General features: G+C 61.8%; 27 protein-coding genes and 1 tRNA gene. 11 read left to right on the top strand and 17 right to left on the bottom strand.

All coding sequences use genetic code 11. The features are described from left to right. Positions 1-24: 24 nt before the first annotated feature. Entirely contained in the window at positions 25-1,149 is a 1,125-nt protein-coding gene (locus tag ACFQ6Y_RS11490) for a transglycosylase family protein (protein ID WP_378632175.1), read from the bottom strand. A gap of 236 nt (positions 1,150-1,385) precedes the next feature. Between ACFQ6Y_RS11490 and ACFQ6Y_RS11485 the strand changes: the two genes are divergently transcribed. Further along, positions 1,386-2,834 carry an amino acid ABC transporter substrate-binding protein/permease gene (locus ACFQ6Y_RS11485; protein WP_378632171.1) on the top strand — a complete coding sequence of 483 codons (1,449 nt, stop codon included), beginning with the start codon at positions 1,386-1,388 and terminating at the stop codon, positions 2,832-2,834. After that, complete coding sequence (locus ACFQ6Y_RS11480) at positions 2,831-3,598, top strand: amino acid ABC transporter ATP-binding protein (RefSeq protein WP_378632167.1); 768 nt, start codon at positions 2,831-2,833, stop codon at positions 3,596-3,598. Before ACFQ6Y_RS11485 ends, ACFQ6Y_RS11480 begins: the two co-directional genes overlap by 4 nt. 37 nt (positions 3,599-3,635) lie before the next feature. Here the strand turns inward: ACFQ6Y_RS11480 and ACFQ6Y_RS11475 are convergent, their stop codons facing one another. Both ACFQ6Y_RS11475 and ACFQ6Y_RS11470 read right to left on the bottom strand, forming a co-directional pair. Next, positions 3,636-4,025 carry a DUF6578 domain-containing protein gene (locus tag ACFQ6Y_RS11475; RefSeq protein ID WP_378632165.1) on the bottom strand — a complete coding sequence of 130 codons (390 nt, stop codon included), beginning with the start codon at positions 4,023-4,025 and terminating at the stop codon, positions 3,636-3,638. A 77-nt stretch (positions 4,026-4,102) separates the two neighbouring features. Then, positions 4,103-4,930, bottom strand: a complete 828-nt coding sequence (locus ACFQ6Y_RS11470) for a TatD family hydrolase (RefSeq protein ID WP_347874363.1) — start codon at positions 4,928-4,930, stop codon at positions 4,103-4,105. A gap of 21 nt (positions 4,931-4,951) precedes the next feature. On the opposite strand from ACFQ6Y_RS11470, the gene metG reads away from it, so the two are divergent. Together metG and ACFQ6Y_RS11460 are read left to right on the top strand one after the other, a co-directional pair. Then, a complete protein-coding gene (metG, locus tag ACFQ6Y_RS11465; RefSeq protein WP_378446444.1) occupies positions 4,952-6,550 on the top strand; it encodes a methionine--tRNA ligase in 1,599 nt (532 codons plus the stop codon). A gap of 150 nt (positions 6,551-6,700) precedes the next feature. Further along, a complete protein-coding gene (locus tag ACFQ6Y_RS11460; protein WP_378632154.1) occupies positions 6,701-7,879 on the top strand; it encodes a DUF2786 domain-containing protein in 1,179 nt (392 codons plus the stop codon). Here ACFQ6Y_RS11460 and rsmI read toward each other — a convergent pair. Beyond that, the gene (gene rsmI / locus ACFQ6Y_RS11455) at positions 7,876-8,706 is read right to left on the bottom strand and encodes a 16S rRNA (cytidine(1402)-2'-O)-methyltransferase (RefSeq protein ID WP_378632150.1); all 831 of its coding nucleotides are present in this window, start codon (positions 8,704-8,706) and stop codon (positions 7,876-7,878) included. The genes ACFQ6Y_RS11460 and rsmI overlap by 4 nt on opposite strands. Positions 8,707-8,729: 23 nt before the next feature. Here rsmI and ACFQ6Y_RS11450 point away from each other — a divergent pair, with 23 nt between their 5' ends. Next, positions 8,730-10,289 carry a dolichyl-phosphate-mannose--protein mannosyltransferase gene (locus ACFQ6Y_RS11450; protein WP_378632145.1) on the top strand — a complete coding sequence of 520 codons (1,560 nt, stop codon included), beginning with the start codon at positions 8,730-8,732 and terminating at the stop codon, positions 10,287-10,289. Positions 10,290-10,343: 54 nt separating this feature from the next. Here ACFQ6Y_RS11450 and ACFQ6Y_RS11445 read toward each other — a convergent pair whose 3' ends face one another. The 4 genes from ACFQ6Y_RS11445 to ACFQ6Y_RS11430 all read right to left on the bottom strand — a co-directional run bounded on the left by ACFQ6Y_RS11445 (position 10,344) and on the right by ACFQ6Y_RS11430 (position 13,635). After that, the gene (locus ACFQ6Y_RS11445; protein ID WP_378532661.1) at positions 10,344-11,978 is read right to left on the bottom strand and encodes a BCCT family transporter; all 1,635 of its coding nucleotides are present in this window, start codon (positions 11,976-11,978) and stop codon (positions 10,344-10,346) included. A gap of 84 nt (positions 11,979-12,062) precedes the next feature. Further along, entirely contained in the window at positions 12,063-12,494 is a 432-nt protein-coding gene (locus tag ACFQ6Y_RS11440) for a DoxX family protein (RefSeq protein ID WP_003946228.1), read from the bottom strand. A 48-nt stretch (positions 12,495-12,542) separates the two neighbouring features. Then, positions 12,543-12,902, bottom strand: a complete 360-nt coding sequence (locus ACFQ6Y_RS11435) for a GntR family transcriptional regulator (RefSeq protein ID WP_378632141.1) — start codon at positions 12,900-12,902, stop codon at positions 12,543-12,545. Positions 12,903-12,951: 49 nt separating this feature from the next. Then, positions 12,952-13,635 (bottom strand): SDR family oxidoreductase, encoded by a 684-nt coding sequence (locus ACFQ6Y_RS11430; RefSeq protein ID WP_378632136.1) that lies wholly within the window; start codon positions 13,633-13,635, stop codon positions 12,952-12,954. Positions 13,636-13,729: 94 nt separating this feature from the next. On the opposite strand from ACFQ6Y_RS11430, the gene arsC reads away from it, so the two are divergent. Further along, positions 13,730-14,083 carry an arsenate reductase (glutaredoxin) gene (arsC, locus tag ACFQ6Y_RS11425; protein ID WP_378532659.1) on the top strand — a complete coding sequence of 118 codons (354 nt, stop codon included), beginning with the start codon at positions 13,730-13,732 and terminating at the stop codon, positions 14,081-14,083. 13 nt (positions 14,084-14,096) lie between these two features. On the opposite strand, the gene arcA is transcribed toward arsC, so the two are convergent. Beyond that, positions 14,097-15,314, bottom strand: coding sequence for an arginine deiminase (gene arcA, locus ACFQ6Y_RS11420; protein ID WP_378532657.1), 1,218 nt, complete (start codon positions 15,312-15,314; stop codon positions 14,097-14,099). Positions 15,315-15,413: 99 nt separating this feature from the next. On the opposite strand from arcA, the gene ACFQ6Y_RS11415 reads away from it, so the two are divergent. Next, positions 15,414-15,902 carry an FABP family protein gene (locus tag ACFQ6Y_RS11415; RefSeq protein ID WP_378446437.1) on the top strand — a complete coding sequence of 163 codons (489 nt, stop codon included), beginning with the start codon at positions 15,414-15,416 and terminating at the stop codon, positions 15,900-15,902. Between the two features lie 5 nt (positions 15,903-15,907). After that, positions 15,908-16,387: a redox-sensitive transcriptional activator SoxR gene (gene soxR, locus ACFQ6Y_RS11410; RefSeq protein ID WP_050654499.1), complete on the top strand. Its 480-nt coding sequence runs from the start codon at positions 15,908-15,910 to the stop codon at positions 16,385-16,387. Here soxR and ACFQ6Y_RS11405 read toward each other — a convergent pair. From ACFQ6Y_RS11405 to ACFQ6Y_RS11395, 3 genes are all read right to left on the bottom strand, one after another. Continuing rightward, complete coding sequence (locus tag ACFQ6Y_RS11405) at positions 16,373-16,855, bottom strand: DUF2505 domain-containing protein (RefSeq protein WP_378532652.1); 483 nt, start codon at positions 16,853-16,855, stop codon at positions 16,373-16,375. The two genes, soxR and ACFQ6Y_RS11405, sit on opposite strands and share 15 nt — an antisense overlap. A 48-nt stretch (positions 16,856-16,903) precedes the next feature. Beyond that, a complete protein-coding gene (locus ACFQ6Y_RS11400) occupies positions 16,904-17,749 on the bottom strand; it encodes an SDR family oxidoreductase (protein WP_378532650.1) in 846 nt (281 codons plus the stop codon). A 142-nt stretch (positions 17,750-17,891) separates the two neighbouring features. After that, positions 17,892-18,047 carry a hypothetical protein gene (locus ACFQ6Y_RS11395; protein ID WP_166813907.1) on the bottom strand — a complete coding sequence of 52 codons (156 nt, stop codon included), beginning with the start codon at positions 18,045-18,047 and terminating at the stop codon, positions 17,892-17,894. Between the two features lie 479 nt (positions 18,048-18,526). Here ACFQ6Y_RS11395 and ACFQ6Y_RS11390 point away from each other — a divergent pair, with 479 nt between their 5' ends. Further along, positions 18,527-18,943: a helix-turn-helix domain-containing protein gene (locus ACFQ6Y_RS11390; protein ID WP_003946231.1), complete on the top strand. Its 417-nt coding sequence runs from the start codon at positions 18,527-18,529 to the stop codon at positions 18,941-18,943. A gap of 59 nt (positions 18,944-19,002) precedes the next feature. Here ACFQ6Y_RS11390 and ACFQ6Y_RS11385 read toward each other — a convergent pair whose 3' ends face one another. Further along, on the bottom strand, positions 19,003-20,004 hold the full coding sequence (locus ACFQ6Y_RS11385; protein ID WP_378632132.1) for a hypothetical protein: 1,002 nt from the start codon (positions 20,002-20,004) through the stop codon (positions 19,003-19,005). After that, positions 20,001-20,501: an ImmA/IrrE family metallo-endopeptidase gene (locus ACFQ6Y_RS11380; protein ID WP_003946241.1), complete on the bottom strand. Its 501-nt coding sequence runs from the start codon at positions 20,499-20,501 to the stop codon at positions 20,001-20,003. Before ACFQ6Y_RS11380 ends, ACFQ6Y_RS11385 begins: the two co-directional genes overlap by 4 nt. A 178-nt stretch (positions 20,502-20,679) precedes the next feature. Between ACFQ6Y_RS11380 and ACFQ6Y_RS11375 the strand changes: the two genes are divergently transcribed. Both ACFQ6Y_RS11375 and ACFQ6Y_RS11370 read left to right on the top strand, forming a co-directional pair. Then, positions 20,680-21,477: a hypothetical protein gene (locus ACFQ6Y_RS11375; protein ID WP_378632129.1), complete on the top strand. Its 798-nt coding sequence runs from the start codon at positions 20,680-20,682 to the stop codon at positions 21,475-21,477. 5 nt (positions 21,478-21,482) lie between these two features. Then, entirely contained in the window at positions 21,483-21,716 is a 234-nt protein-coding gene (locus ACFQ6Y_RS11370; protein WP_378632125.1) for a hypothetical protein, read from the top strand. A gap of 292 nt (positions 21,717-22,008) precedes the next feature. Here ACFQ6Y_RS11370 and ACFQ6Y_RS11365 read toward each other — a convergent pair. The 3 genes from ACFQ6Y_RS11365 to ACFQ6Y_RS11355 all read right to left on the bottom strand — a co-directional run bounded on the left by ACFQ6Y_RS11365 (position 22,009) and on the right by ACFQ6Y_RS11355 (position 23,823). Continuing rightward, positions 22,009-22,084 (bottom strand) — tRNA-Ala (locus tag ACFQ6Y_RS11365). 101 nt (positions 22,085-22,185) lie between these two features. Then, entirely contained in the window at positions 22,186-22,920 is a 735-nt protein-coding gene (gene glpR, locus ACFQ6Y_RS11360) for a gephyrin-like molybdotransferase receptor GlpR (RefSeq protein ID WP_095971057.1), read from the bottom strand. Between the two features lie 267 nt (positions 22,921-23,187). Then, positions 23,188-23,823, bottom strand: a complete 636-nt coding sequence (locus tag ACFQ6Y_RS11355; RefSeq protein WP_007727523.1) for a GNAT family N-acetyltransferase — start codon at positions 23,821-23,823, stop codon at positions 23,188-23,190. Positions 23,824-23,843: the final 20 nt, after the last annotated feature.

The raw sequence follows: 23,843 nt of genomic DNA, 5'->3' as shown, positions 1-23,843 counted from the left end.
AGTTCTGTGTGGAGTGAGGGCGGGTCAGCGCAGGCCCAATTTGCTGGTGCAGGACGGCCACGCACCCCAGCCCTGACCGGCGCGGACCTTCTCGCCGATCGCGATCTGCTGTTCACGTGATGCGAGGTCGGCGCGAGCCGCGTACTGACCGCCGCCGAATGCCTCCCACGTGCTCTGGGTGAACTGAAGTCCGCCGTAGAAACCGTTGCCGGTGTTGATGGCCCAGTTTCCGGTCGCTTCGCACTGAGCAATGGAGTCCCACGTCGACGCGTTGGACACGGCGGGCGCGGAAGTCTGCTTGGTGCCGACCTTCACTACTGCTGCGACCGGTTCCTTGATCACGGTCGCGGAAAGTTCGGTTCGTCCGGCCTCGACGCCGTTGACAGTCTTGACCTCGACGGTGGCCGTGCGCTCGCCCGCAACACCCGGGTTCTCGACGACGGTCTTGTCCTTCTCGAGCTCGGGATCTTCGACCTTGTTCTCGGGCGGCGCGATCGGCTGCGTCTCGACGCGAGTGTCCGTGCGGTCGCGGGTGACCTGGATGGTCAGGCCGTTGGTGACAGGTGTGTCAGCGGTGGGAACAACCGAGTCGGCCTGCTCGAGCGGCGCATTCTTCGCCGCGAGAAGATCACCGACGGTCACGGCGGCGAGCTTGATCTCCGATGCGGGAGCGCCGCCGTCGCTGACGCTGACGGTCTTCGGGCTGACGACGTCGAGTTCGGTCCGTTCGAGGGGCAGACGATGCGAGCGTGAAGCCGAGACTGCGAAGTCGTCGGAAACATCTACTTGCTTCAATGCCTCGTCGACCGTCAATGCGGTGGTCCAGATGGTGGTCGGCTGACCGTCGACGGTCAGCGCCAACTCACGGGCACGGCGCAGTACGACGGTATCGCCGTCGGACAGGGAGGAATCGGCGCTGGGAGCGAGAGCGTCCTTGGGATCGGCCGGGTATCCGGCGTCCTCGAGAGCTGTCCCGACGCTGCTCGACATCGTGGACAGCGAAATCATGTCACCGTCGACATCAAGGGTGATCGTCTTGTGCCGAACTACGGCGAGCGCACCCCCGACGATCAGCGTCAAAAGCAACGCACCCACCACTGAGTAGAGAAGTGGTGACTTCGTGGAGTTGATCTTGGCAAAAGGCGACACAGGAAATCCCAAGGCAGACGACGTTCGATCACAATACGGTAACGACCAAGCGTTGTATCGGCAACCAAATCACAACGAAATGCGACTTTTGTCACGGAACGGCAACGGCGTGTCGTGTGTTCTGCACTTTCCGGCTCCGATACCCGTGTATCGATTCAGCTCTGGGCGCAGTATGTTCTCGTCTGGTTCAAAGCAGTCCGGCGATCCCGGGCGCGACAGAAGAAAGCTGGGCGATAGTGCGAAGAAGATTCGACAGACCACGTAATGCCAGGTGGCCGATCCTGGCCATCCTGCTGGCGCTGATCGCAGCGCTGTTCGCCCCCGGAATCGCGAGCGCGCAACCCGGTCGCACCTACACGATCGCCACCGATCTGACATTCGCCCCGTTCGAATTCGAGAACGAAGACGGCAAACTCGTCGGCATCGACATCGACCTGCTCAATGCGATCGCCGAGGACCAAGGTTTCAAGGTCGACATCAAGCAGCTCGGCTTCGACGCGGCCCTTCAGGCCGTGCAGGCGGGGCAGGCCGACGGCGTCATCGCCGGCATGTCCATCACCGACGCCCGCAAGCAGGTCTTCGACTTCTCCGACCCGTACTTCGAGTCGGGCGTGCAGATGGCCGTCCTCGAGACCGACAACGACGTGAAGTCGTACGAAGACCTGAAGGGCAAGCGCGTCGCCGTGAAGAACGGCACCGAGGGCGCCAGCTTCGCCGAGTCCATCAAGGACCAATACGGTTTCACCACTGTCTATTTCGCTGACTCCGCCAGCATGTACGACGAGGTCCGAACCGGAAACTCCGTCGCCGTCTTCGACGACTATCCCGTCCTCGCCTACGGCATCACGCAGGGCAACGGCCTCAAGACCGTCACCGAAAAAGAGGTGGGCGCGAGCTACGGCTTCGCCGTCAACAAGGGCCAGAACGCCGAACTCCTCGAGATGTTCAACGCCGGTCTTCAGAACCTGCGCGACGACGGCCAGTACGACGAAATCGTCTCGACCTACCTCGGTCAGGGTGCATCGACGTCGGACAACTCGATCATCGGCTTGATCAAGAGCACCTACCCCCAGCTCCTCAAGGGTCTGTGGCTGACCATCGTCCTCTCGGTCGTCTCGATCGCGATCGCTCTGGTCCTAGGCGCGATCTTCGGTCTCTGCCGCGTGTCCACCAACGTGTTCGTCCGAGGTATAGGCACGACCTACGTCGACATCTTCCGCGGCACACCGCTGTTGGTGCAGGCATTCTTCATCTACTTCGGCATCCCGGCAGCCCTGCATTTCCAGATGTCCGCCTTCACCGCAGGCATCATCACGCTTTCGCTCAACGCCGGCGCGTACATGGCTGAAATCGTCCGCGGCGGCATCCTGTCCGTCGACAAGGGACAGATGGAGGCGTCACGAAGCCTGGGCATCAGCTACATGAAGTCGATGCGAAAAGTCATCATGCCGCAGGCAATTCGCACGATGATCCCGTCGTACATCAACCAGTTCGTCATCACCCTCAAGGACACGTCGATCCTGTCGGTCATCGGACTTGCCGAGCTCACTCAGACGGGGCGCATCATCATCGCGCGCAACTTCCAGTCGTTCAACATGTGGCTGATCATCGGCGTCATGTACTTCATCATCATCATGGCGCTCACCAAGCTGTCGAACCGCCTCGAGAAGAGGATCAACAAGTGACCGAAACAGCCGTCAACATGGGCAAGCCCGACACCGAGGTCAAGATTTCGGTCCAGGGACTGAAGAAGTCGTTCGGCGACAACGAGGTTCTCAAAGGCCTCGACGTCGACATCAAGAGCGGTGAAGTGGTCTGCGTCATCGGACCTTCCGGTTCGGGCAAGTCCACCTTCCTGCGCTGCCTCAACCGCCTCGAAGACATCACCGCAGGTTCCGTGCGCGTCGACCAGTTCGATCTCACGAACAAGGACGTCGACATCGACAAGGTGCGCCAGCACATCGGGATGGTGTTCCAGCACTTCAACCTGTTCCCACACATGAGCGTCGTCGAAAACGTGATGCTCGCCCCGGTGCAGACCGGCCGATCGACCAAGGAACAGGCTCGCGAGATCGCCGTCAAACTGCTCGGCCAGGTCGGACTCGCAGAGAAGGCAGATGCCAAGCCCGCCAGCCTGTCCGGTGGGCAGAAGCAACGTGTCGCCATCGCCCGCGCGCTGGCGATGAGCCCCGACATCATGCTGTTCGACGAGGCCACCAGTGCCCTCGACCCCGAAATGGTGGGCGAGGTTCTGCAGGTTCTTCGCGACCTCGCCAAGCAGGGCATGACCATGGTCGTCGTAACCCACGAGATGGGCTTCGCCCGTGAGGTTTCCGACCGAGTCATCTTCATGGCCGACGGGTACATCGTCGAAGAAGGCAAGCCGGAGAACTTGTTCGGCAACCCCCAGCAGCAGCGCACCCAGGACTTCCTGGCGAAGGTTCTCTAGGCGGCAAGCCCCCTGTGCGCCTTTTTGGTAGTGCGGACTACCGGAAAGGCGCACGGGTGGTGGCCAATTCGACGACAACGGCCGTCTCCATCCAGCCACGCTGACCGGCAACCAGAGACGACATGCCGCGAAATTGTCGTGGGACCTTCTCGACTCGAACATAGTCGGTGCTGCCAGGCACCAACACCCAGTGCCTGGGTTCTTGTTCGACAAATTCGCCGCGCTCGAGTCGGATCGCGAGAACGATCCCGGCTGTAGGTTCCACGTCGTCGGGATAGATTCCTCCATGGACCGTCCCGTCGAACCACGGCGACTCAGGTATCGGGTGCAAAGCCCACGAAGATTTTTCGCCGACCACCGGCAACGGTGCACAGCACTCGAATTCCCACGTTTCGATGCGGACTGTGACCACGTTGTAGTCATTCATCTGAAATACCCCGCGCAGTAGACGGACCGGGACACGACGGTCCCAGGCGCGGAGTTACCTGTCAGACCACCATAGCGTCAGAGTTTGTAGACGCGCTCCGCTGTCGCCGTGGACGCTGCCGCGAGAGCTTGCGGATCCTCACCGCGGATGTCTGCGAGCGCACGCACTGTGTAGGGCAGGCAGTACGACTCGTTGGGCGCCCCGCGGAACGGGTGCGGCGTCAGGAACGGCGCATCCGTTTCGACGATCAGCTGATCCGACGGCACCAGCAGCGCAGCCTCACGCAGCGCTTTCGCGTTCTTGAAGCTGACGGTTCCCGAAAAGCTCAGCACGTACCCGGCGTCGATGCACTCCCGCGCCATCTCCGAATCCGAGGAAAAACAGTGGAACACCACCGTCTCCGGTGCACCTTCCTCGTTCAGCACCCGCAGCAAATCCTGGTCGGCTTCGCGGTTGTGGATCATCAACGTCTTGCCCAGACGCTTCGCCAAGTCGATGTGCCACCGGAAACCGTCGACTTGCTCCTCGATGGTGGCGCACCCCTCGAGCTTGCCGGGCCAGTAGAGATCGAGCCCGGTCTCCCCCACGGCAACGACTCGTGGATCGGACGCCAAACGCTCGATCTCGGCTCGGGTGCCGGCATCAAGAACGTTTGCCCTGGTCGGATGGATTGCGACGGCTGCGTAGACCCTCGAATCCCAATGAGCCGCGTCGACGGCAAATCGCGCGGCGTCGAGGTCGTCGGCCACCGTGACGACTCGCCCGACGCCGACGGCCTCGGCTCGATCGACTATCTCGGCCACGGTTGCAGCGTCATGCGCACCACACGCGTCGAGGTGTGTATGGGCGTCGATCAGAGGCGACAAGGGCTCAGGGGCATCGGGGGCGGGACGGTCTTTGCTCACGCCCGATAGAGTAAGCGCACCATGACTGTGCCTGCCTCACCCTCCCAGACCCCGCGCCCGGACTCCGCCGCCTCGGAAGGCGCGGAACGACCGCCGTTCTACATCACGACAGCGATCGCGTATCCCAACGGCGCTCCGCACATCGGCCACGCGTACGAGTACATCTCCTCGGACGCGCTCGCCCGCTTCAAGCGGTTGGACGGACATGAAGTGTTCTTCATGACCGGCACCGACGAGCACGGTCTGAAGATGCAGCAGACAGCGATCAAAGAGGGCATCGACGTCCGCGAACTCGCGGCTCGGAACTCCGACGTGTTCCAGAACCTCGACAAGGTCCTGAACATCTCGTACGACCGGTTCATCCGCACCACCGACGCAGATCATCAGGTCGCCAGCAAGGCGATCTGGGAGAAGATGGCCGCATCGGGCGACATCTACCTCGACACGTACTCGGGGTGGTACTCGGTTCGTGACGAGGCCTTCTACACCGAAGCCGAGACAACGCTTCTCGAGGACGGCACCCGTCAGTCCACCGAGACCGGTACGCCGGTGGAGTGGACCGAGGAGTCCAACTACACCTTCCGTCTCTCGGCGTACGAGGACCGTCTCCTCGCACTGTACGAAGAGCATCCCGAGTTCATCGCCCCCACGACTCGCCGCAACGAGATCGTCAGCTTCGTCAAGGGCGGCCTCAAGGACCTGTCGATCTCGCGCACTACGTTCGACTGGGGCGTCGAGGTTCCCGGCGACCCCGACCACGTCATGTACGTCTGGGTCGACGCCCTCACCAATTACCTGACCGGCGTGGGCTATCCGAACGTCGACTCGGAGGAGTTCAAGAAGTTCTGGCCCGCGAGCCTGCACATCATCGGCAAGGACATCACACGGTTCCACACCGTGTACTGGCCGGCGTTCCTCATGTCGGCCGGCATCGAACTGCCGGAACGAGTCTTCGTCCACGGGTTCTTGTACAACAAGGGCGAGAAGATGTCGAAGTCGGTCGGCAACGTCGTCGACCCCATCGCGATGGTCGATCAGTACGGCCTCGACGCGGTCCGCTTCTTCCTGCTCCGCGAGATCTCGTACGGCCAGGACGGCAGCTACAGCCACGAAGCAATCGTGACTCGCATGAACGCAGACCTGTCCAACGAACTGGGCAACCTCGCACAGCGTTCACTGACGATGGTCGCGAAGAACTGCGACGCCCAGGTCCCCACCCCCGGCGAGTTCACAGAAGACGACCTGGCGATGCTGGCGTCGGCGGATGCCTTGCTTGCCAAGTGCCGCAGCGAGTTCGACGTGCAAGCGCTGCATCTCGCGTTGGAAGCCATCTGGGGCGTCCTCGGAGAGACCAACCGGTACTTCTCCAAGCAGGAACCGTGGGTTCTGCGCAAGACCGATCCGGCACGGATGGCAACGGTCCTCTACGTGACGATCGAAGTTGTCCGTATCGTCGGCCTTCTCGTTCAGCCCGTCATGCCCGACGCGGCGTCACGCATCCTCGATCTGCTTGGGCAGAGCGAAGAGAACCGTCAGTTCACCGACATCGCGGTTCGCATCGACGCGAATCGGAAACTGCCTGCTCCGGCACCGGTCTTCCCCCGCTTCGTCGAGGAATGATCTAGGCACGAGTGCCGCACGTGGGGTCCGAAATATCCGTCTACCGGCGGATGTGTCGGACCCCACGTGCACACTCCAGCCATGACTACGAATAGAACATACATTCGAACCAGCGCTTCGGCGCAGACACTGCCTTGGAACGGAGCACGGGTGTCCACTCAGGAGGTCAGCCCTCAATCCGTCTCTGCGGCGCAGGGTCTCGTCAGCGAACTGACGGCCGCCTACGAACGCGGATGGCAACCGGCAGATCTGATCCATCTGGCGCGCCGAAGCAAAGACGCGTCCGACGCCGATCTCGCTGCCACCACCATCCTGTTCGACGCGAACGCCTCCCGCGCGTCGGATCGCGCACCACTCGAGTGGGTGGGGCAGTTGCAGACGATCGGCGAGCAGTACCCGAAGTCTCGGCGCGTCGCCTCTCGAATCACCGTGGACGACGACGCTTTCCGCTCCCTCGCGGCGGGCCTACTGTTCCAGGACCCCTACTTCCTTGTTTCGCAGATCGTCGATGTCACACGATCGTGGATGCGCCTACCTCAGTGGACGGTATTGCTCGCGCCACCATCCACCTGGCCGTCGCAACGCACCCACACCAGCTATGCCGGCGTCGGTGACACCGAGGTTGACGCCAAGGTACTCAAGCGAATTCGTGGGCTACTCGCCAAAGCGGAAGCCACCAACTTCGCGGAAGAAGCCGAGATCTTCACCGCGAAGGCCCAGGAGTTGATGACGCGATACGCGATCGATTCCGCACTGCTCCACAGTCGCGCCGGGGTTACCGACACGTCCGTGAATGCACGACGCATTCACATCGAGAACCCGTACGTGAAAGAAAAAGTTCACCTCTTGACCGAGATCGGCGAATCGAATCGTGTCAGGACGGTGTGGTTCAGTGATATCGCGCTCGCGACCATCGTCGGCACTCCGGTCGACCTTCAGCAAGTCGACATGCTGTTCACCTCACTGCTTGTACAGGCAACCCGTGCAATGCAATTCGCCGATTCGAGCAATCGCGGCGGCTCCCGCACCACATCGTTCCGCAAGGGGTTCCTGGCCGGTTTTGCCAGCCGAATCGGACACCGCTTACGCGACGCAGGCACCAAAGCCACAGCCGAAGCGGCCGACGCAGCATCGATGGACGTCGCGGATCTTCTACCGATCCTCGCCACCACGTCCGAGGCTGTCGACGCCGAATTCGATCGACTGTTCCCGACAACCCGCAAGACTCGCGGGCGCTCCGTCGACGCCGAAGGTTGGCACGCCGGCCAGGCAGCAGCCGACGACGCCAACCTGCGTCCCGGTGCGCCAGCAGTGCACCGCTCCCGCTAGTCCTTGCGAGCGGCCAGAACCGTCTCGTACAACTCACGCTTGGATACTCCGGCCGTCGCGACCAGAGCGCACGCGTCCTTCAAGCGCGTTCCCCCCTCGACCAGCCTTTCCACCTCGTCGACAAGATCGGCAGGATCGGATGCCACCAGCACGGCGCCTTCGAGCACCACCGTGATCTCGCCGCGAACACCCTCGGCCGCCCAGGCAGCTAACTCCCCGAGAGTGCCGCGCTTGACCTCCTCGTAAGTCTTGGTCAATTCCCGGCACACGGCCGCGCGCCGATTCGGCCCGAGAACTTCCACCGCATCTGCGAGGCAGTCGGCAAGGCGATGGGGTGCTTCGAAGAACACACACGCTCGCTGCTCGGTTGCCAAGGCCGAGAGCCACGTCTTGCGCTGCCCCTGCTTACGCGGTGGGAATCCGTCGAAGCAGAACCGCTCCACCGGCAAACCCGAGAGTGCCAGCGCCGTCGTCACCGCCGACGGACCGGGAAGGCACGTGACGGCGAGGTTCTCGGCCACGCAGGCGGCAACGAGGCGGTATCCAGGATCGCTGACAGACGGCATGCCTGCGTCGGTGACCAGAAGGACGGTCTTGCCTTCGGCGACGTCGGCTACCAGCGCAGGCAGCCGCGAAATCTCGACCTGATCGTAGAAACTGACGATCTTTCCGGTGATTGTGACCTCGAGCGCGGACGCCAGAGACTTGGTGCGTCGTGTGTCCTCCGCAGCGACGACGTCGGCGGTTGCGAGAGCAGACCGAAGACGCGGAGACGCGTCACCGACATCTCCCATGGGTGTTGCGGCGAGTACCAAACGACCAGTCATACCTGACAGCCTACGATTGCCAGGTGACTGTGCAGACGGACGAGCGGCCAACGCCCGCCACGAGCGATCGGGTAGTGCGTAGTCCCGGGCCGCTGGTACCGGATCCTGATTTCGGCCCGACCGACAGATTGCGCGGCTGGATCGTCACCGCTTTCATCACCGCCATCGCGGCAATCACACGCTTCACGATGCTCGCCTATCCGACCGACGCCGGCACCCCGGTCTTCGACGAGAAGCACTACGTTCCGCAGGGTTGGCAGGTTCTCACCGGCGGCGGCATCGAAGACAACCCCGGCTACGGATTGGTGGTTCACCCGCCGATCGGCAAGCAGATGATCGCGATCGGAGAAGCACTCTTCGGTTACAACGGTTGGGGGTGGCGATTCTCGTCGGCCCTGGTCGGGACACTGATGGTCTTGCTCATCATCCGCATCGTGCGCCGCATGACGCGCTCCACGCTGATCGGCGCGATTGCCGGAATCCTGCTCATCGTGGATGGCGTCACCTTCGTCTCCTCGCGTCTGGGGATGCTCGACATCTTCCTGGCTTTCTTCGTCCTCGCCGCTCTCGGCTGCCTGGTGGTTGATCGCGACCAAGTCCGCGAACGGATGGCGAAGGTATACGAAGAGGGCCGAATCGGCGACTCTGCCTGGGGTCCGCGGATGGGTTTCCGGTGGTGGAGGTTCGGCACCGGCATCCTGCTCGGTCTGGCCTGCGGAACCAAGTGGTCCGGCATGTACTTCATTCTGTTCTTCGGATTGCTCAGTGTTGCCTTCGACCTGTCAGCGCGCCGCGCCTACCGCGTGCAGCGCCCCTGGGTCGGCACTGCAGTTCGCGACATCGGACCGGCTCTGTATGCGCTGGTGATCATTCCGCTGGGTGTGTACCTCGCGAGCTACTGGGCCTGGTTTACCAGCGAGACCGGCGTCGACCGTCACGCCGTCGGTAACGAGATCGGCGAGGGCGGCACGTGGACCTTCATCCCCTCCGCGCTGCGCTCACTCTGGTACTACAGCGGAAACGTTCTCCAATTCCATGCCGGTCTGACGAACTCCGCCGGAAACCACCACCCGTGGGAGTCGAAACCGTGGACGTGGCCGATGGGGCTGCGACCGATGCTCTACTACTACGCCGACGGTGAGCAGGTCACCGGTTGCGGGGCCGCCAGCTGCGTCAAGGCCGTGATGCTGATCGGCACACCGGCGATGTGGTGGCTGGCCCTGCCTATGTTGGCGTGGGCGATCTGGCAGACGTTCGTGCGCAGGGATTGGCGATACGCAGTGGTCCTGACGGGTTACGGTGCCGCCTACCTTCCGTGGTTCGCGACGCTGGACCGCCAGATGTACTACTTCTACGCCGTTGCGCTCGCCCCGTTCATGGTCATGGGATTTGCGCTCGTCCTCGGTGACGTTCTGGGCAAGGCGAGCGCCTCCGTCGAGCGTCGTACCACCGGACTTCTTGCGGTCAGCCTGTACATCGGTCTGGTCGTGGCCAACTTCGTCTACCTCTGGCCGATACTCACCGCCATGCCGATCACGCCGGAATCGTGGCAGAACCACCTGTGGTTGCCGAGCTGGAAGTAACAGGACAAAAGAAGGAGGCACCGAACCCAGTTCGGTGCCTCCTTCTTTTCACGGTTACTCCGCCGATTTACCGACGCGACGCCCCCGCCGCGGGCGCAGGAGTGCGCGTTTCTGCTCCTTCGCCGCAACGATGATCGGGTCGTGCGAAAGATCCTTGTACAGCGAGAAGCACAGTCCGATCATGACAAGCACGAACGGCGCCGCAGCGATGATCGTCATCGTCTGCAAGCCGTCGAGCGCTTCGGAACCACCAGTCCACAGCAGAAGCGCCGCGACGCCACCGGTCAACATGCCCCAGAACACCACGACCCAGCGACTCGGTTCGAGCGTTCCGCGCTGCGAGAGCGTCCCCATCACCATCGACGCAGCGTCGGCGCCGGAGACGAAGAACACTGCGACGAGCAGCATGACCAGGACAGTCGTCACTCCGGCCAACGGCAGATTGTCGAGCATGCCGAACAGTTGAGCCTCTTCCGAGCCTCGGCCGGACAAGCCGATTCCGTCGCGTTCCTCGCCGATGCCTGCGCCGCCGAAGATCGCGAACCAGAGCAAGCTGACAGTCGTGGGAACGGCGATGACGCCGACGATGAACTGACGGATCGTACGACCACGGCTGATGCGCGCCAGGAACATGCCGACAAACGGCGTCCAGGAAACCCACCATGCCCAGTAGAAGATCGTCCAGGACGAAAGCCACGCGCCCGTTTCAGGATTCGACGACGCACCCGTGCGGGCGGACATCTGGGCAAGGTCGGAAACGTATGCACCGATGGTCGTCGGGAGCAGATTGAGAATCAGTACGGTGGGCCCGAGAACGAACACGAACAGGGCCAAGACCAGCGCGAGCACCATGTTGATGTTGGAGAGCCACTGAATTCCCTTGGCCACACCGGAAACCGCGGACGCGACGAACGCCAGGGTGAGCACCGCGACGATGGCAACGAGCAGGAACACGCCGGCTTCTTCCATCCAGCCGACTACCTCGAAACCGGAGCCGATCTGCAGTGCGCCGAGCCCCAAGGATGCTGCGGTTCCGAAAAGTGTCGCAAAGATTGCCAGGATGTCGATGACCTTGCCGATCGGCCCTTCAGCCTTGCGACCGAGCAACGGGATGAAGGCCGAACTGAACAGTTGCTTGCGTCCGCGGCGATACGACCCGTACGCAATGGCAAGGCCCACAACGGCATACATCGCCCACGGGTGAAGACCCCAGTGAAACATGGTGGTAGCCATGGCAGTTCCGACGCCGCCGTCGGTACCGGGAGGCGGAGTCACGTAGTGCGCAAGCGGTTCCGCGACACCGAAGAACATCAGGCCGATCCCCATACCGGCGCTGAACATCATCGCGATCCAGCTGACGGTGCGGAACTCGGGCTTCTCGCCGTCTTTACCCAGCGGAATGTCGCCGAATCGGCTCACCGCGAGGTAGATGGAAAACAGCACGAAAGCCGAAGCTGCGAGTACGAAGAGCCAGCCGATGTTGGTCACCAACCAGCCGAGAACACTTCCGGTTACCGAGTCGAGGTTGTCGGGAGCTACCAGGCCCCACACGACAATGGCCGACACCGCTGCGGCCGCCACGGAAAACACCACGTAGTCGGTCCGAACGCCTACCCGAGTAAAGCCCGTCTCCGGACGCTCTTCGTTGGCCCCGGAATCTTGTTCGGATCGATCAGATTTCGTCACCATAGATGACTACGTTCGTCACTTTGTGGTCCAAAAGCAAGCCAGAAGGCGGGCTCAACGTCCGCTGAGCCCGCCTTCTCACCCCGATCAAGCTGGGGTTTTAACCCAACCGTTGCCCTTGCCGATCAATCCGTCGATGCTGATGCGTCCTGCGCCGATCACGGCGATCAAGAGCGATCCGACACCGAGAGCGACGACGAGTTCGTAGCCACCGTTGTCGATGAAGACACCCTTGTCCGCGTGCACGATGAAGAACGCGCCGACCATGTCGAGGAACAAGAGCGCTCCGACGAGCGGGGTCAGCAGACCCGCGATGAGCAGGATTCCGCCGCCCAGTTCGATGGATGCGGCGAGAACTGCAGAAATCTTGGGGAGCGGGGCGCCCATCCCTTCGAATGCGGCCTGCGTTCCGGCGATCTTGTAGGTGAAGAACTTCTGCCAACCGTGGGCGATGAAGATGATCCCGAGGCCGACACGGGCGATGAGGAGTCCGAGGTCACGAGCAATCGACGAATTCATGAGCCAAGACTGACAGCTTTAACTTGAAGCGTCAACTTAATCACTGTGTCACGCACCTCTCAATGCCGACTCCACCATGGCGACGATCTCACTGTCCGTGTACCCGAGCGAGCGGACGCTGTGCGCAAACGCAGTCGCCGCTTGTTCGGCCTGCGCCTGCACCGGATCGGTCCCGGAGGCGATGAAGGTCCCTTGCTTTCCCCGCGTCTCGATGACGCCCTGATCGCTGAGCGCGCGATAAGCCTTCGCAACGGTGTTGGCCGCCAAACCCAGCTCCGAGGCGAGCGCCCGCACCGTCGGGATCTTGGTTCCCGCGATCAATCCGCCGCCGTGAACCTGCTCGATAATCTGTTGCCGCAGTTGGTCGTACGGAGCCGTGGAGGAATCGTGTTCGATCGCGATCTTCATCGTCACCCTCGTCGTATCTTCTCAGTCACAGGCCACAGCATCTTCTCGATCACAGACCCTCAACAGCCTCGCGGATCGTATGGGGGCCGGAGGTCAGAACCAATATCTTGCCGACGCTGGACGGCGCATCGATGAGCGCCTCCACTACGGCGGCAACGTCGGCACGCGGAACAGAGCCGCGATCGACGGGCGGCTGTGCAAGCAACACTTCACCGGTTGGGTCGTCGTCCGTCAGGAGGCCTGGCCGAAGAATCGTCCAGTCCAGCGAAGTCCTTGCCTGGAGGTCTTCCTCCGCCGCAGTCTTCGCCCGCAGATACGCGGCAAAAACCTCGTCGGTGCCCTCTGGCACGTCGTCACCAGCACCCATGGCGCTGATCTGGATGAACCGACGCACTCCTGCTTTCTCGGCGGCATCGGCCAACAGCACGGCCGCCGCTCGGTCGACGGAGTCCTTGCGTTCGATCGAGCTGCCCGGTCCGGCGCCCGCGGCGAAGACCGCGACGTCGGCACCGTCGAGTACCTTCGCAACTTCCTCGACCGTCGACGTTTCCAGATCGATAACCACTGGGAACGCGCCAAGCGTGCGGACAGCACCCTCGTGCGCAGAATTGCGGATCAGCGCTACCGGCCGATCACCATGCCCGGCCAGCAGGTATGTCAGGTGCTGCGCAATCTTGCCGTGCCCACCGGCAATGACTACGCGTCGTTCGTCCACACTTCGATGTTCCGTCATCGTTTTCTCCTCACACGTCGGTACTTCAAGTGCAGCACGCCGGAGCGGCCCGTTGTTCCCCTGTTTGTCCCACGAGTTCGGACGCAGAGGCAGAATGACGAACATGGCATCTGCAACCATCTTCCACAATCAACGGTGCAACACCTCGCGGACTGTTCTCGGGCTCATCCGGGATGCCGGAATCGAACCCACCATCGTCAAGTACCTCGATACTCCGCCTACCCGATCCGAGCTGGAAAAACTCCTCGCCGACGCCGGCCTCGAGCCCAGTCAAGCGGTTCGCAAGCGCGAAGCGCAGTACAAGGAACTCGGACTCGCCGACGCTTCCGAATCCGAGATCCTCGACGCGATGATCGAGCACCCAATTCTGATCGAACGCCCATTCGTCGTCACTGACAAGGGCACCGTGCTCGCGCGTCCGGCAGCCAAGGTGGAAGAGATTCTCTGACAGCGTCTACCACTCACAGCGGATCGCGGGCGATCGGACAGGACATACACCGAGGCCCGCCACGACCGGAGCCCAGTTCGGAACCCGCGATTCTCAAGACCTCGATACCCGAGGCCTCGAGCCTGGCGTTCGTTTCGACGTTGCGCTCGTACGCGACGACGACGCCAGGTTCGACGGCCAACGTGTTGTTGCCGTCGTCCCACTGCTCGCGCTCGGCCGTCACCGTGTCGAGTCCGGTGTCGATCACACGAAGTTTTCCGATTCCCATGGCGTCCGCCGCTGCTTCGAGGAACGGCGTCGCACCGCGAATACTCACCCCGTCGTCTTCCTTGCGCAGGGTGAACGCCGACAAAGTGTCCTGGATGGCCGGGTACATGACGACCGCGTCGGCCTCGACCATGGTGCAGACCGTGTCGAGATGCATCGACGCTCGGCGCTGCTCGATCGGAACAACCAACACGGTGTGAGCGAGACCGTCGTCGAACACGCTGCGCGCCAATGCTTCTGCTCCCGCGGGTGACGTCCGCTCACCGACACCGATTGCGATCACCCCCGGAGCGAGAAGCAGCACGTCCCCTCCCTCGACAGGAGCGGTGTGGGACTCGTACGCGCGTCGCACGCCCTTGAATCGAGGGTGATGGGCGTACACGAGATCCGTGATCGAGGATTCGCGAGCTCGCGCCGACAACGCCAAGGACGTGATGATCACCCTCGGCCCGACCCAGAACGACGAATCGCGGGTGAAGAGCAAATTGGGCAGAGGGTCGATCACGAAGTCACCGCCGTGATGCATCCTGCGCACCAACGAGGTCGAGTCTGCATCGATCGGCAGCTCGTCGAACGTCATTCCGGCAGTGAGGATCGACGACAGCTCCTTCGGCTCTACCTGTCGCAGGTACGCGGCCAGGTGTTGCCCGAGCGCGTGTCCGATCTTGCGTGCGTCGACGGCAGCCGCGATTCCCTGGATCCTGGCTGCGCCACTGACCTCGAGCGACTCGGTGAGGAGATCGGACAAAAGCAGTACCTCCACGCCGCGCTCACGAAGGACGGTCGCAAACTGGTCGTGCTCTTCCTGCGCACGGTCCACCCACGGCAACGCGTCGAACAGCAGCTCGTCGTTGTTGCGCGGGGTCAACCGTTTCAACTCGTCGCCAGGCCGATGAAGAATGACCGATCGCAAGCGGCCCACCTCGGAATCGACACCGAGGGGGACGGAGCCAGAAGCGTTCATGAGTGAACACTAATCCCGTAGGCCCCACCCAGCAGGGAGAAGCAGCTGCCTTACCGGCCCGCGTAACGTCTGATCCGACGCAGGCGAGAGGACTACACAATGGACAGTACGGATCAGGTGGCGCTGAGCGGCGCCGGAATCGACAGGTTCACCGGACGCTGGGTCGGCGCTGGAGCCGGACATTTCCCGACCATCGACGACTTCGAGTACTCCGAGGAGATCGAGTTCGCGGCCACTCCCAAACCATTTGTCACCTACTCGTCGCGCACTCGGGGGCTTCCCGACGGCCGACCGCTTCACATGGAATCGGGATACCTGCGTCCAACACCTGGTGGCGAACTCGAACTGCTCGTCAGTCAACCCACCGGATTTGTCGAGATCCACCGCGGCACCGTCGACTCCGAAGGCACTCTCGCCTTGACCCGTCTCACGCTCGCAGCATCGCCCGACGCAAAACCCGTTCACGACGTCCGACGCGTCTTGCGCGTCCAGGGCGACACGCTGACATACGACGTGTGGATGGCGCATGGAGACACCCCGCTGACGCATCACCTCCACGCCACTCTTCATCGGGCAACGGACCGGTAGTCGTCATGGAGATGCCGTCGTGGAAAGCCAAGGAACTGACGCCCGGCCAACTCTCCGAGCGCAGCGGTGTGGCCGTCTCAGCCCTGCATTTCTATGAACGGGAAGGCCTGATCGTCAGTCGCCGGACCAGCGGCAACCAGCGTCGATACCAACGAGACACGCTTCGACGCGTCGCCTTCATCAGAATCTCGCAACGCGTCGGAATTCCGCTGTCGGAAATCCGGGAGGCACTCGGCACACTGCCTGAAGGCCGGACCCCGAACCGCGCAGATTGGGAAAGGTTGTCGACCGGGTGGCGGCGCCACCTCGATCTACGCATCGAGCAGTTGGAACGCCTACGAGACAACCTCACCGGCTGTATCGGTTGTGGGTGTCTCTCGCTGGAGGGGTGTGCCCTCGCCAACCCTCACGATCAACTCGCGTCCGCCGGTCCGGGTGCGCGCGTTCTGGAGGTCGATTTCGGCGCCGATTCAGGCGAGAAATGACTCGACGGCGTCCCGATCGCGCCCCAGCAAGTCCTCGACGGTCTTCTTCAGCAACTTCTCGATCTGGCCGCCGATAATCGGCATCTTCACCTCAGCCGTTCCGTCGACGACCAACCGCGTGCAGGACTCGGCAGCGGTGAGATCGAGCGTCGTCTCGATTCGTATCGGCAGTCCCTGCGCAATTCCAGTCACCGAACCTGCCGCACGCCCGTCCGACAGAGGTCCCCACCGATCGATCCGCTGCAGACCGAGTCGACTCGGCGCAACCTTCGCAACCAAGCTCGGCAGGGAGGCGGAGTCGATTTCCTCGGACACCGATACTTCGATGGATCCGTCCAGTACCGCGATGTCCGAGGTGGCATACAGATCGCCCAGTCGAACTTCCCAATAACTCGGGTCTGTCAAAGTTCGATGAACGTCGTCGATCGGATATTTGAAATCGATATCGAAATGAAAACTCTTCGGCATGACCTTGGTCCCTATTCGACTAGATAAAAGTCCCGACTGAGTTAATGCTCATCGCTTGAGCAATTTACCGAACTGGTCGTTCGCTTTTTGCATGACGAACTCGTAAGGCGGGGCGAATTTGCGCGCCCACCAGTATCCGAAACGGATGTCATTGGACGTGTAAACGAGATACTTGTTCTTCTCGATCCCCCGAACAATGCACGACGCCACCTTTTCCGGCGAAACCGCACGCTTCTCGAACCGATGTGTGAGCTTTTTTACCCGCGGGTCATCCCTGTCGATACCCGCGATTTCCACGGTTCCCACCAAAGGCGTCTTCACCCCACCAGGCACAACCAGACTGACGCCGATCCCGTGCCGCTTCAGATCGAATCGCAGCACCTCGGAGACCCCGCGAAGGCCGAACTTGCTCGCACTGTAGGCAGCGTGCCACGGCAGGGCCAAGAGTCCGGCGGCCGAAGACACATTGACCAGATGTCCACCCTTGCCTGCACGAATCATGGGCGGAACAAACGTCTCCATGACATGAATAGGCCCCATCAAGTTGACGTCCACCATCGACTTCCAATGCCGATGTTCGAGGTTCTCGATAGTTCCCCAAGCTGAAATGCCGGCGATATTCATGACGACATCCATCGGAGAGAATTGAGTGTGAATCTCGGTACCGAATTTCACGACCTCGTCGTAGTCCGAGATGTCGAGCGCCTTCGCCATGCTGACCGTGCCGCCGCCGGCACCGACCATCGCAACGGTCTCCTCTAATCCGAGGTCATTGATATCGGTGAGAAACAATTCTGCACCAGCCTCGGATGCGCGCAGCGCGGTTGCGCGTCCAATTCCACTACCAGCGCCGGTGATCAGGCATTTCTTGCCGTCGAGCGACCTTACAGACATGGATGAACACTCCCCCGCACTCGTACTGTGGACATGCGGGAAAGTCTACGCACGCACGGTGCGGCCGCCCCGAAACACGCAAGGCGACCTGCGAGTGAGGCCGCACTCCAAAAATGTTCGGTGGAGACGACCGCACGCAGTACTACAGACGCTGCATCATCTGCTCTTGATAGCCCCTGACTGTACGGTCGAGTTCTTCCGCCGCTACATCGTCCCCGCGCTTGCGCGCGTCGTGGGCTCGATCCTGAATTTCACGGATTGCGCGGCGCAGTTCGTCATCGCTCATCGTGTGTTTCATATCACAATTCTGCACCTGTCCAGCGGGTTTAGCTAGCACAGATCGCATTCCGGCAAACCGTTCAAGGTTCAACCCAGAAGTGATCCCCACGACATCGCGAATAAGCAGTCAGATTGCGGCCCCATTCATTCAAACCGTCTCTGAACTGCAGTTTTTCAACCGAAACACTCTCGAAAAACCAGGCTAACGCTTAGCTAATATCGCCAAAACAGGTAAATAGTTTGATAATGGGCATATTAGCCAAGTACTGGAAGGTTCGAATAGCGCAGCCGTAGCTGCGCATTTCCGTGCGGCGGATACTCAATGTGCGCTGGGACATAGCTGAGCACTCAACGACCCGATGAATCGAATCTCGGACACATTTGACAACTAGTCCACTAAACAGACTACGGTGAGCTACCGATCGGTTATCCGCGTGATACCGTAGGATTCACTGAACGGACAATTGCTAGCTAGAGAGGATTACGGGGCGGTTCACAATGGCTGACTTTGCAGAACGATTGAACAAACTGTTCGACAGTGTTCATCCTCCGGGGCGCAAACCCCACACCAATGCCGAGGTTGCGGCAGCGCTCATCGAAGACGGCCATCAGATCTCCAAGCCGTACATCTCGCAGCTCCGCTCGGGACAGCGCACCAATCCGTCCGACGAGACAGTCGCCGCATTCGCCAGGTTCTTCAAGGTGAAGCCCGACTACTTCTTCAACGACATCTACGCAGCCAAGATCGATCACGACCTCGAGCTGCTCTCGCAGCTCCAAGGCTACGGTCTTCGCCGCCTCTCGAGCCGTGCATTCGACCTCTCGGAAGAATCGCAGAACCTGCTCACCACGATGGCTGAAAAGCTCCGCGCGAGTGAAGGATTGCCAGAGGTACCGCCTGACGCGTCACGCTGATGCGAAAGTGCTGAAGTGGCGAGAGCACTGAAATACTGAAATGACATGGAGTAGGTCGACTATGAACGTCGACCTACTTTTGTCGTTTCATCAAGTTCTTTCGCCAACAACAAGACCCAGCGGCGCGCAGACATCTTCTCCGGTGGTGCAATCCACCTGGTGTCCAACACATCCGAGGCCAACGGATCCGCGATCCACCCTGCCATTATTCCCGCATGTGCAGTGACTGCCCGTGGCGGTTCCTGTCCGCCGACGTCGAACATCCCGGCGCCGGACTGGATGTACATTGCATCCATGATCTGGGCGATCATGTCCGATGCTCGCAGCACAGACGTACTTCCGGCACTGTCCGCGTCGACAACCTCGGGAAATCGCTTGACGAGAAGCGCATGCATTCGCCGCAGACGATACAAATCTCGTCGTGCGCGCAACCAGGTCTCGAGAAGCACCCATGTGATGCCCAGCGCTATAAGAACACTCGACGCAGCGATGAACCAAACCCCTGCGCCCGTCCAGACATCCGATTCGAGTGCTCCTGTGCCACCGATCGATTCGACCAGCATCACGACGACCACGACAAGCAGGATCGACGAACCCGTCACGATCAATGCGATACCACGGCCCAACGGCGCCCACGCCACGTGCCGTAGACCTGTCGAAATGACAAGGGACAGAGCGACTATGACAAAGATCAGAGCCGGCGCCGGGTAACCGAAAAGAACCGCGATCGCCACCAGCAGCCCCACCGAGTACAGCACCGTAGCGAGACCGCGCATAGCTGGGCGCGACATCACCGGCCAGGCAGACACGGCACCGACTGCGCTGGCCGCAGACAACGCTGTCCACAACACGATGACGATCATCGCTGCGGCATGCTGCTCCGGTGCAATGCGATCGACGATGTCCCACACCGCCGGCACCATGACCGTCGAGGACAATGCGACCGAGAAGCCGGCAAAGACCATCGACATTCGCAAGGGCGTAGCGGTGCGCGCGACAACTCGACCCAGTCTCGCGCCGGCTGCAACCCAGACGAGAAGGGCGACAGCCCAAAAGATCATCCGATCGCCTCGTCGTACCGCAACACCGACAGCGGTGTCCCACGGCCACTCATCGTTCGCAGACGCATGATCAACATGGACGCAAACGTCTCGGCTTCCCACTCGGCGATGTCATCCATCGGCACGGGCTCGTTGCGCCGCAAAGAACGTTGACTCAGCATGTACGCGATCAAATCGTCACTGACTTCGAGCGTCGCCTCGGCGATCTCGGCACCCTCGTGACGAAACACTATGTGCCCCAACTCATGTGCCAGGGTCCGCTCGACATTGGGCAGTCCGGGAGCCAGGACGATGACATCGTGATCGTCGTAGGCTCGACGCTGACCGCACACTCCGGTGGCGAGCGGGGTTTCCAGATCGATCTCGATCGGGCGCCCACGCTCGCGGGCGACTGTCTGCACCACCGTCAGCAGTGACACAGCCTCCGACGACGCCGCAGCGTCACATACGGCATCCACCGCAGCCAGAACGCGGCGATGTGAACGTCTGTCCGGCACGACTCACGCACCTCCCTGTGATCCAGGTGCCAAGAACTCGGCACGGGCGGCAGCCAATCGCGCCTTCTGCAGCGATGCTCCGCGGAAAGTCATTGCTCCCGCACCGGCCGCCACGACCGCCATCCCGCCCACACCGCCGGCGACGGCGGCAGCGTTGAGAATCGGCGGAAGCCCTTGAGTGAACGCCGTCGGAAATGCCTGCGGGTTGTCACTGGGAGCCGCGACGTTCGGAGTATTCGACGGCACCTGGGGAGCCACGGGTGCCGGAGCGGCCAGGACCTCGGGGACCGATGGTGCTGCGACTGCGCCCGGCGCAGCGTTCGCCGGTCCACCGGAAGAGGGTGCAGGCGCTCCGCCGCCCGCTGACGGTCCCTGCGGATCAGACGGTCCCGCCGGCGGAGCCGCTACCGCGGACGACTGCTCGGAACTCGGCTGCGATTCGGAAGGGGACTGCGTCTCTGACGTCTGCAACTCGGAGGGTGCTTCGCTCGGAGAACTCTCGGTCTGCGAGCTTGCGCTGGTCACCGGTGACGCACTGCTGCTCGGACGTTGCGACGCCGAAGGGTTCGCTGAGGGCTCAGGCGTGGTCGTGGGCTCAGTCGTCGTCGTCGGATCAGTCGTCGTCGGCTCAGTCGTCGTCGTCGGCTCAGTCGTCGTGGTCGGCTCAGTCGTCGTGGTCGGCTCAGTCGTCGTCGTGGGCTCAGTCGTCGTCGTGGGCTCAGTCGTCGTCGTCGTCGGCTCAGTCGTCGTCGTCGGCTCAGTCGTCGTCGTCGGCTCAGTCGTCGTCGTGGGCTCAGTCGTCGTCGTGGTCGGCTCAGTCGTCGTCGTCGGCTCAGTCGTCGTGGTCGGCTCAGTGGTCGCCGGCACAGTCGTCGTGGTCGTCGGCACAGTCGTCGTGGTCGTCGGCACAGTCGTCGTGGTCGTCGGCACAGTCGTCGTGGTCGTCGGCACTACCGTCGTTCCGCAGTTGTGGTGATGGCAATGCCAGCCGTAGTTGCCGTTGCCGCCACCGTTGTTGCCGTTGCCGTAATTGCCGTTGCCGCCACCGTTGTTGCCGTTGCCGTAGTTGCCGTTGCCGTAATTGCCACCGTTGTTACCGTTGTTTCCATTGCCGTTATTGCCACCGGGTTGGGCGGCGACGATGGCGGGGAAGACCGATACGGCAAGGACGCCGATTCCCATCAGGCACATCACAGCAACAAGCATCATCGCTAGCCGTCGTGGCTGGCTCATCGACATTCCTCCCCGACATATACGTCCTACCTGCGGAAAACTGCAGCGGACTCATCGTGCCTATCGCAGCGGACAGACCCTCGTTACATTTCCGGCAAACATGTATCCGCCCAAGGATCATCCCTCACTTGGAAGCTCAACGGTCCGGATCGGCGGTCGCAATCGTATGAAACGGCGCACACTCAGACCGAATCTTCGCAATTCGGGCAGGCCCTGAAAATGCAGGAAAGGGTCGTTCAACTTTCGTTGAAAGACCCTTTTTGCTGGTACTTCTTGGTGGAGCTGAGGGGAATCGAACCCCTGACCTCTTCGATGCGAACGAAGCGCGCTACCAACTGCGCCACAGCCCCGTGCCACCGCCTCAGCGGTGCTCGGCAACTCTAACAGGAACGATTACTCCCGTTGGAATCACCCGACACGAACTTTCGGCCCGACAGATCGGCCCAGAGGATCACTGACCGGACGCGCGACGCATCTCGGTGTGCCTGACCTCTTCTTCGTAGTGGTCCAAGTGATCGAACACCGGATCTTCGTCGTCGACCTCGAGGACAACCGCTCCGGGCCGACGCAGTCGCGCCGGAATCAGGCGCAACTCTTCGTCGGTGTGCGACTCGACTCCGAGTCGCGATCGGTTGAGGCGTTCAGTGCGGCGGCGGCGAATCTCCTGCTCGATCCGAACCTGCCGACGCAAGTAAGCCATGTACCCGCCGAGGCCGCACACGGTGAGCGCGAACAACCACCACACCATCGGCGAGATGATCAATGCGAGAGCGCCCGAAAGAATTGCGACGAACGCAAGTCCCAGCAATGTCCGCTGACGGAAGGCATACCGCGCCTCCCGGGCGATGGCATCCGCTTCGGGGTCGAACCCGCCTCGGCCGCGCCTGACGGGAACAAATTCTCCGACCGGTGCACGACCGCCGGCGTAATCGTCTTCTGCGTGAGTGTCCATCTGGTCCTCCGCGTCGTAGCTGCTGCGCACTGGTTCTGGTTGCCAGTTCGGATCGCTTCGATGTCCTGCTGCCGGCCCGCGCTGAACAGGGTTGCTGTCGCCGCGGTGGAGTACTCGAGTCGCGAGCGCCGCGTCACTCGTCTGCCGGATCCTGGGGCGCTTGTTGACGAGCATCGGCACCAGGACGAACAGCCACACGGCCACCAGCCCGATCCACACGAATGAGCTAGGCATGCCGCGGCCTCCTCCCGATCACCTACCAGCACCTATGCCAGCCGTTGACGAGTCAAGGTTAACGGCCGACGCCCTCGCATCGTTGCCGACGCGCCGAACCCCACCATACTCATGTGTCACACGCGTACCGAACTGAACTTCCGGTTCAGTCCCAAAAGTCTCAAGTTCTAGTTGAATCAAAAATCACAAATTTCCGACCAAAAGTAGGACTACTCAGCGGTAACTGCTGTTTAGCTCGCGTTTCTCATGCTTCTGGCGCCGTCTTCGTCACACCCACGAAGCGCGCCCGGATCGCACCAATCTGTCGACGACGGTGGTGGGCACTTCCTCGATCGTCATTCCGACCAGAAGATGATCGCGCCATTGGCCGTCCACATCGAGATAGCGTTTGAGGAGACCTTCCTCCCGGAACCCCACATTTCGTAGGACTGCGCGACTCGACGCGTTCTCCGGCCGAACAGTGGCCTCCACTCGATGCAGACCGACCTTCGAGAATGCGTGATCGAGTGTGAGCGCAACGGCCGCTGTGGCAACGCCCCCACCGGTGACGTGCGAGGCGACCCAATAGCCCACCCAGGCGGACCTCAGGGCGCCGCGCACCACATTTCCGATGGTGACCTGCCCGCAGTACTTCCCGTCGAGTTCGATCACCAGGGGAAGGATCCTGCCCTTGCGCGCTTCGGAGCGAAGGTTTCCGCACAGGGAGGGCCAGACGGTGATGTGATGGCGAGCATCCCAGGGCGATTCTCCGGTGGGCTCCCACGGCTCTAGGTGCTCGCGATCGCGAATGCGGAGACGACTCCACACGGCAGCGTCACGAAGTTTGACGGGGCGGACGGTCACCACGCCCGCGGGCACTCGCAGCGGGCCGAGATCTTCCGGCCATCCTGGATGGACTGACATCACACCCCACTCGGGTCGGC

It is taken from the genome of Rhodococcus sp. NPDC056516, assembly GCF_042794655.1.
In the GTDB taxonomy this organism is placed as follows: Bacteria; Actinomycetota; Actinomycetes; order Mycobacteriales; family Mycobacteriaceae; genus Rhodococcus_F.
Note: the sequence above shows the minus strand (reverse complement) of the source record. Positions and strands in the feature narration are given on the sequence as shown.

Bases quoted from the DNA above. Each gene is read 5' to 3' on its own strand.
- ACFQ6Y_RS11400 (WP_378532650.1), bottom strand. From the start codon at position 17,749: ATGTCTGTAAGGTCGCTCGACGGCAAGAAATGCCTGATCACCGGCGCT.
- arcA (WP_378532657.1), bottom strand. From the start codon at position 15,314: ATGAACGCTTCTGGCTCCGTCCCCCTCGGTGTCGATTCCGAGGTGGGC.
- ACFQ6Y_RS11390 (WP_003946231.1), top strand. From the start codon at position 18,527: ATGGCTGACTTTGCAGAACGATTGAACAAACTGTTCGACAGTGTTCAT.
- metG (WP_378446444.1), top strand. From the start codon at position 4,952: ATGACTGTGCCTGCCTCACCCTCCCAGACCCCGCGCCCGGACTCCGCC.
- arsC (WP_378532659.1), top strand. From the start codon at position 13,730: ATGACGAACATGGCATCTGCAACCATCTTCCACAATCAACGGTGCAAC.
- ACFQ6Y_RS11415 (WP_378446437.1), top strand. From the start codon at position 15,414: ATGGACAGTACGGATCAGGTGGCGCTGAGCGGCGCCGGAATCGACAGG.
- ACFQ6Y_RS11395 (WP_166813907.1), bottom strand. From the start codon at position 18,047: ATGAAACACACGATGAGCGATGACGAACTGCGCCGCGCAATCCGTGAA.
- soxR (WP_050654499.1), top strand. From the start codon at position 15,908: ATGGAGATGCCGTCGTGGAAAGCCAAGGAACTGACGCCCGGCCAACTC.
- ACFQ6Y_RS11475 (WP_378632165.1), bottom strand. From the start codon at position 4,025: ATGAATGACTACAACGTGGTCACAGTCCGCATCGAAACGTGGGAATTC.
- ACFQ6Y_RS11435 (WP_378632141.1), bottom strand. From the start codon at position 12,902: ATGAAGATCGCGATCGAACACGATTCCTCCACGGCTCCGTACGACCAA.
- ACFQ6Y_RS11355 (WP_007727523.1), bottom strand. From the start codon at position 23,823: ATGTCAGTCCATCCAGGATGGCCGGAAGATCTCGGCCCGCTGCGAGTG.
- ACFQ6Y_RS11370 (WP_378632125.1), top strand. From the start codon at position 21,483: ATGCCAGCCGTAGTTGCCGTTGCCGCCACCGTTGTTGCCGTTGCCGTA.
- ACFQ6Y_RS11445 (WP_378532661.1), bottom strand. From the start codon at position 11,978: ATGGTGACGAAATCTGATCGATCCGAACAAGATTCCGGGGCCAACGAA.
- ACFQ6Y_RS11385 (WP_378632132.1), bottom strand. From the start codon at position 20,004: ATGATCTTTTGGGCTGTCGCCCTTCTCGTCTGGGTTGCAGCCGGCGCG.
- ACFQ6Y_RS11440 (WP_003946228.1), bottom strand. From the start codon at position 12,494: ATGAATTCGTCGATTGCTCGTGACCTCGGACTCCTCATCGCCCGTGTC.
- glpR (WP_095971057.1), bottom strand. From the start codon at position 22,920: ATGCCTAGCTCATTCGTGTGGATCGGGCTGGTGGCCGTGTGGCTGTTC.
- ACFQ6Y_RS11430 (WP_378632136.1), bottom strand. From the start codon at position 13,635: ATGACGGAACATCGAAGTGTGGACGAACGACGCGTAGTCATTGCCGGT.
- ACFQ6Y_RS11405 (WP_378532652.1), bottom strand. From the start codon at position 16,855: ATGCCGAAGAGTTTTCATTTCGATATCGATTTCAAATATCCGATCGAC.
- rsmI (WP_378632150.1), bottom strand. From the start codon at position 8,706: ATGACTGGTCGTTTGGTACTCGCCGCAACACCCATGGGAGATGTCGGT.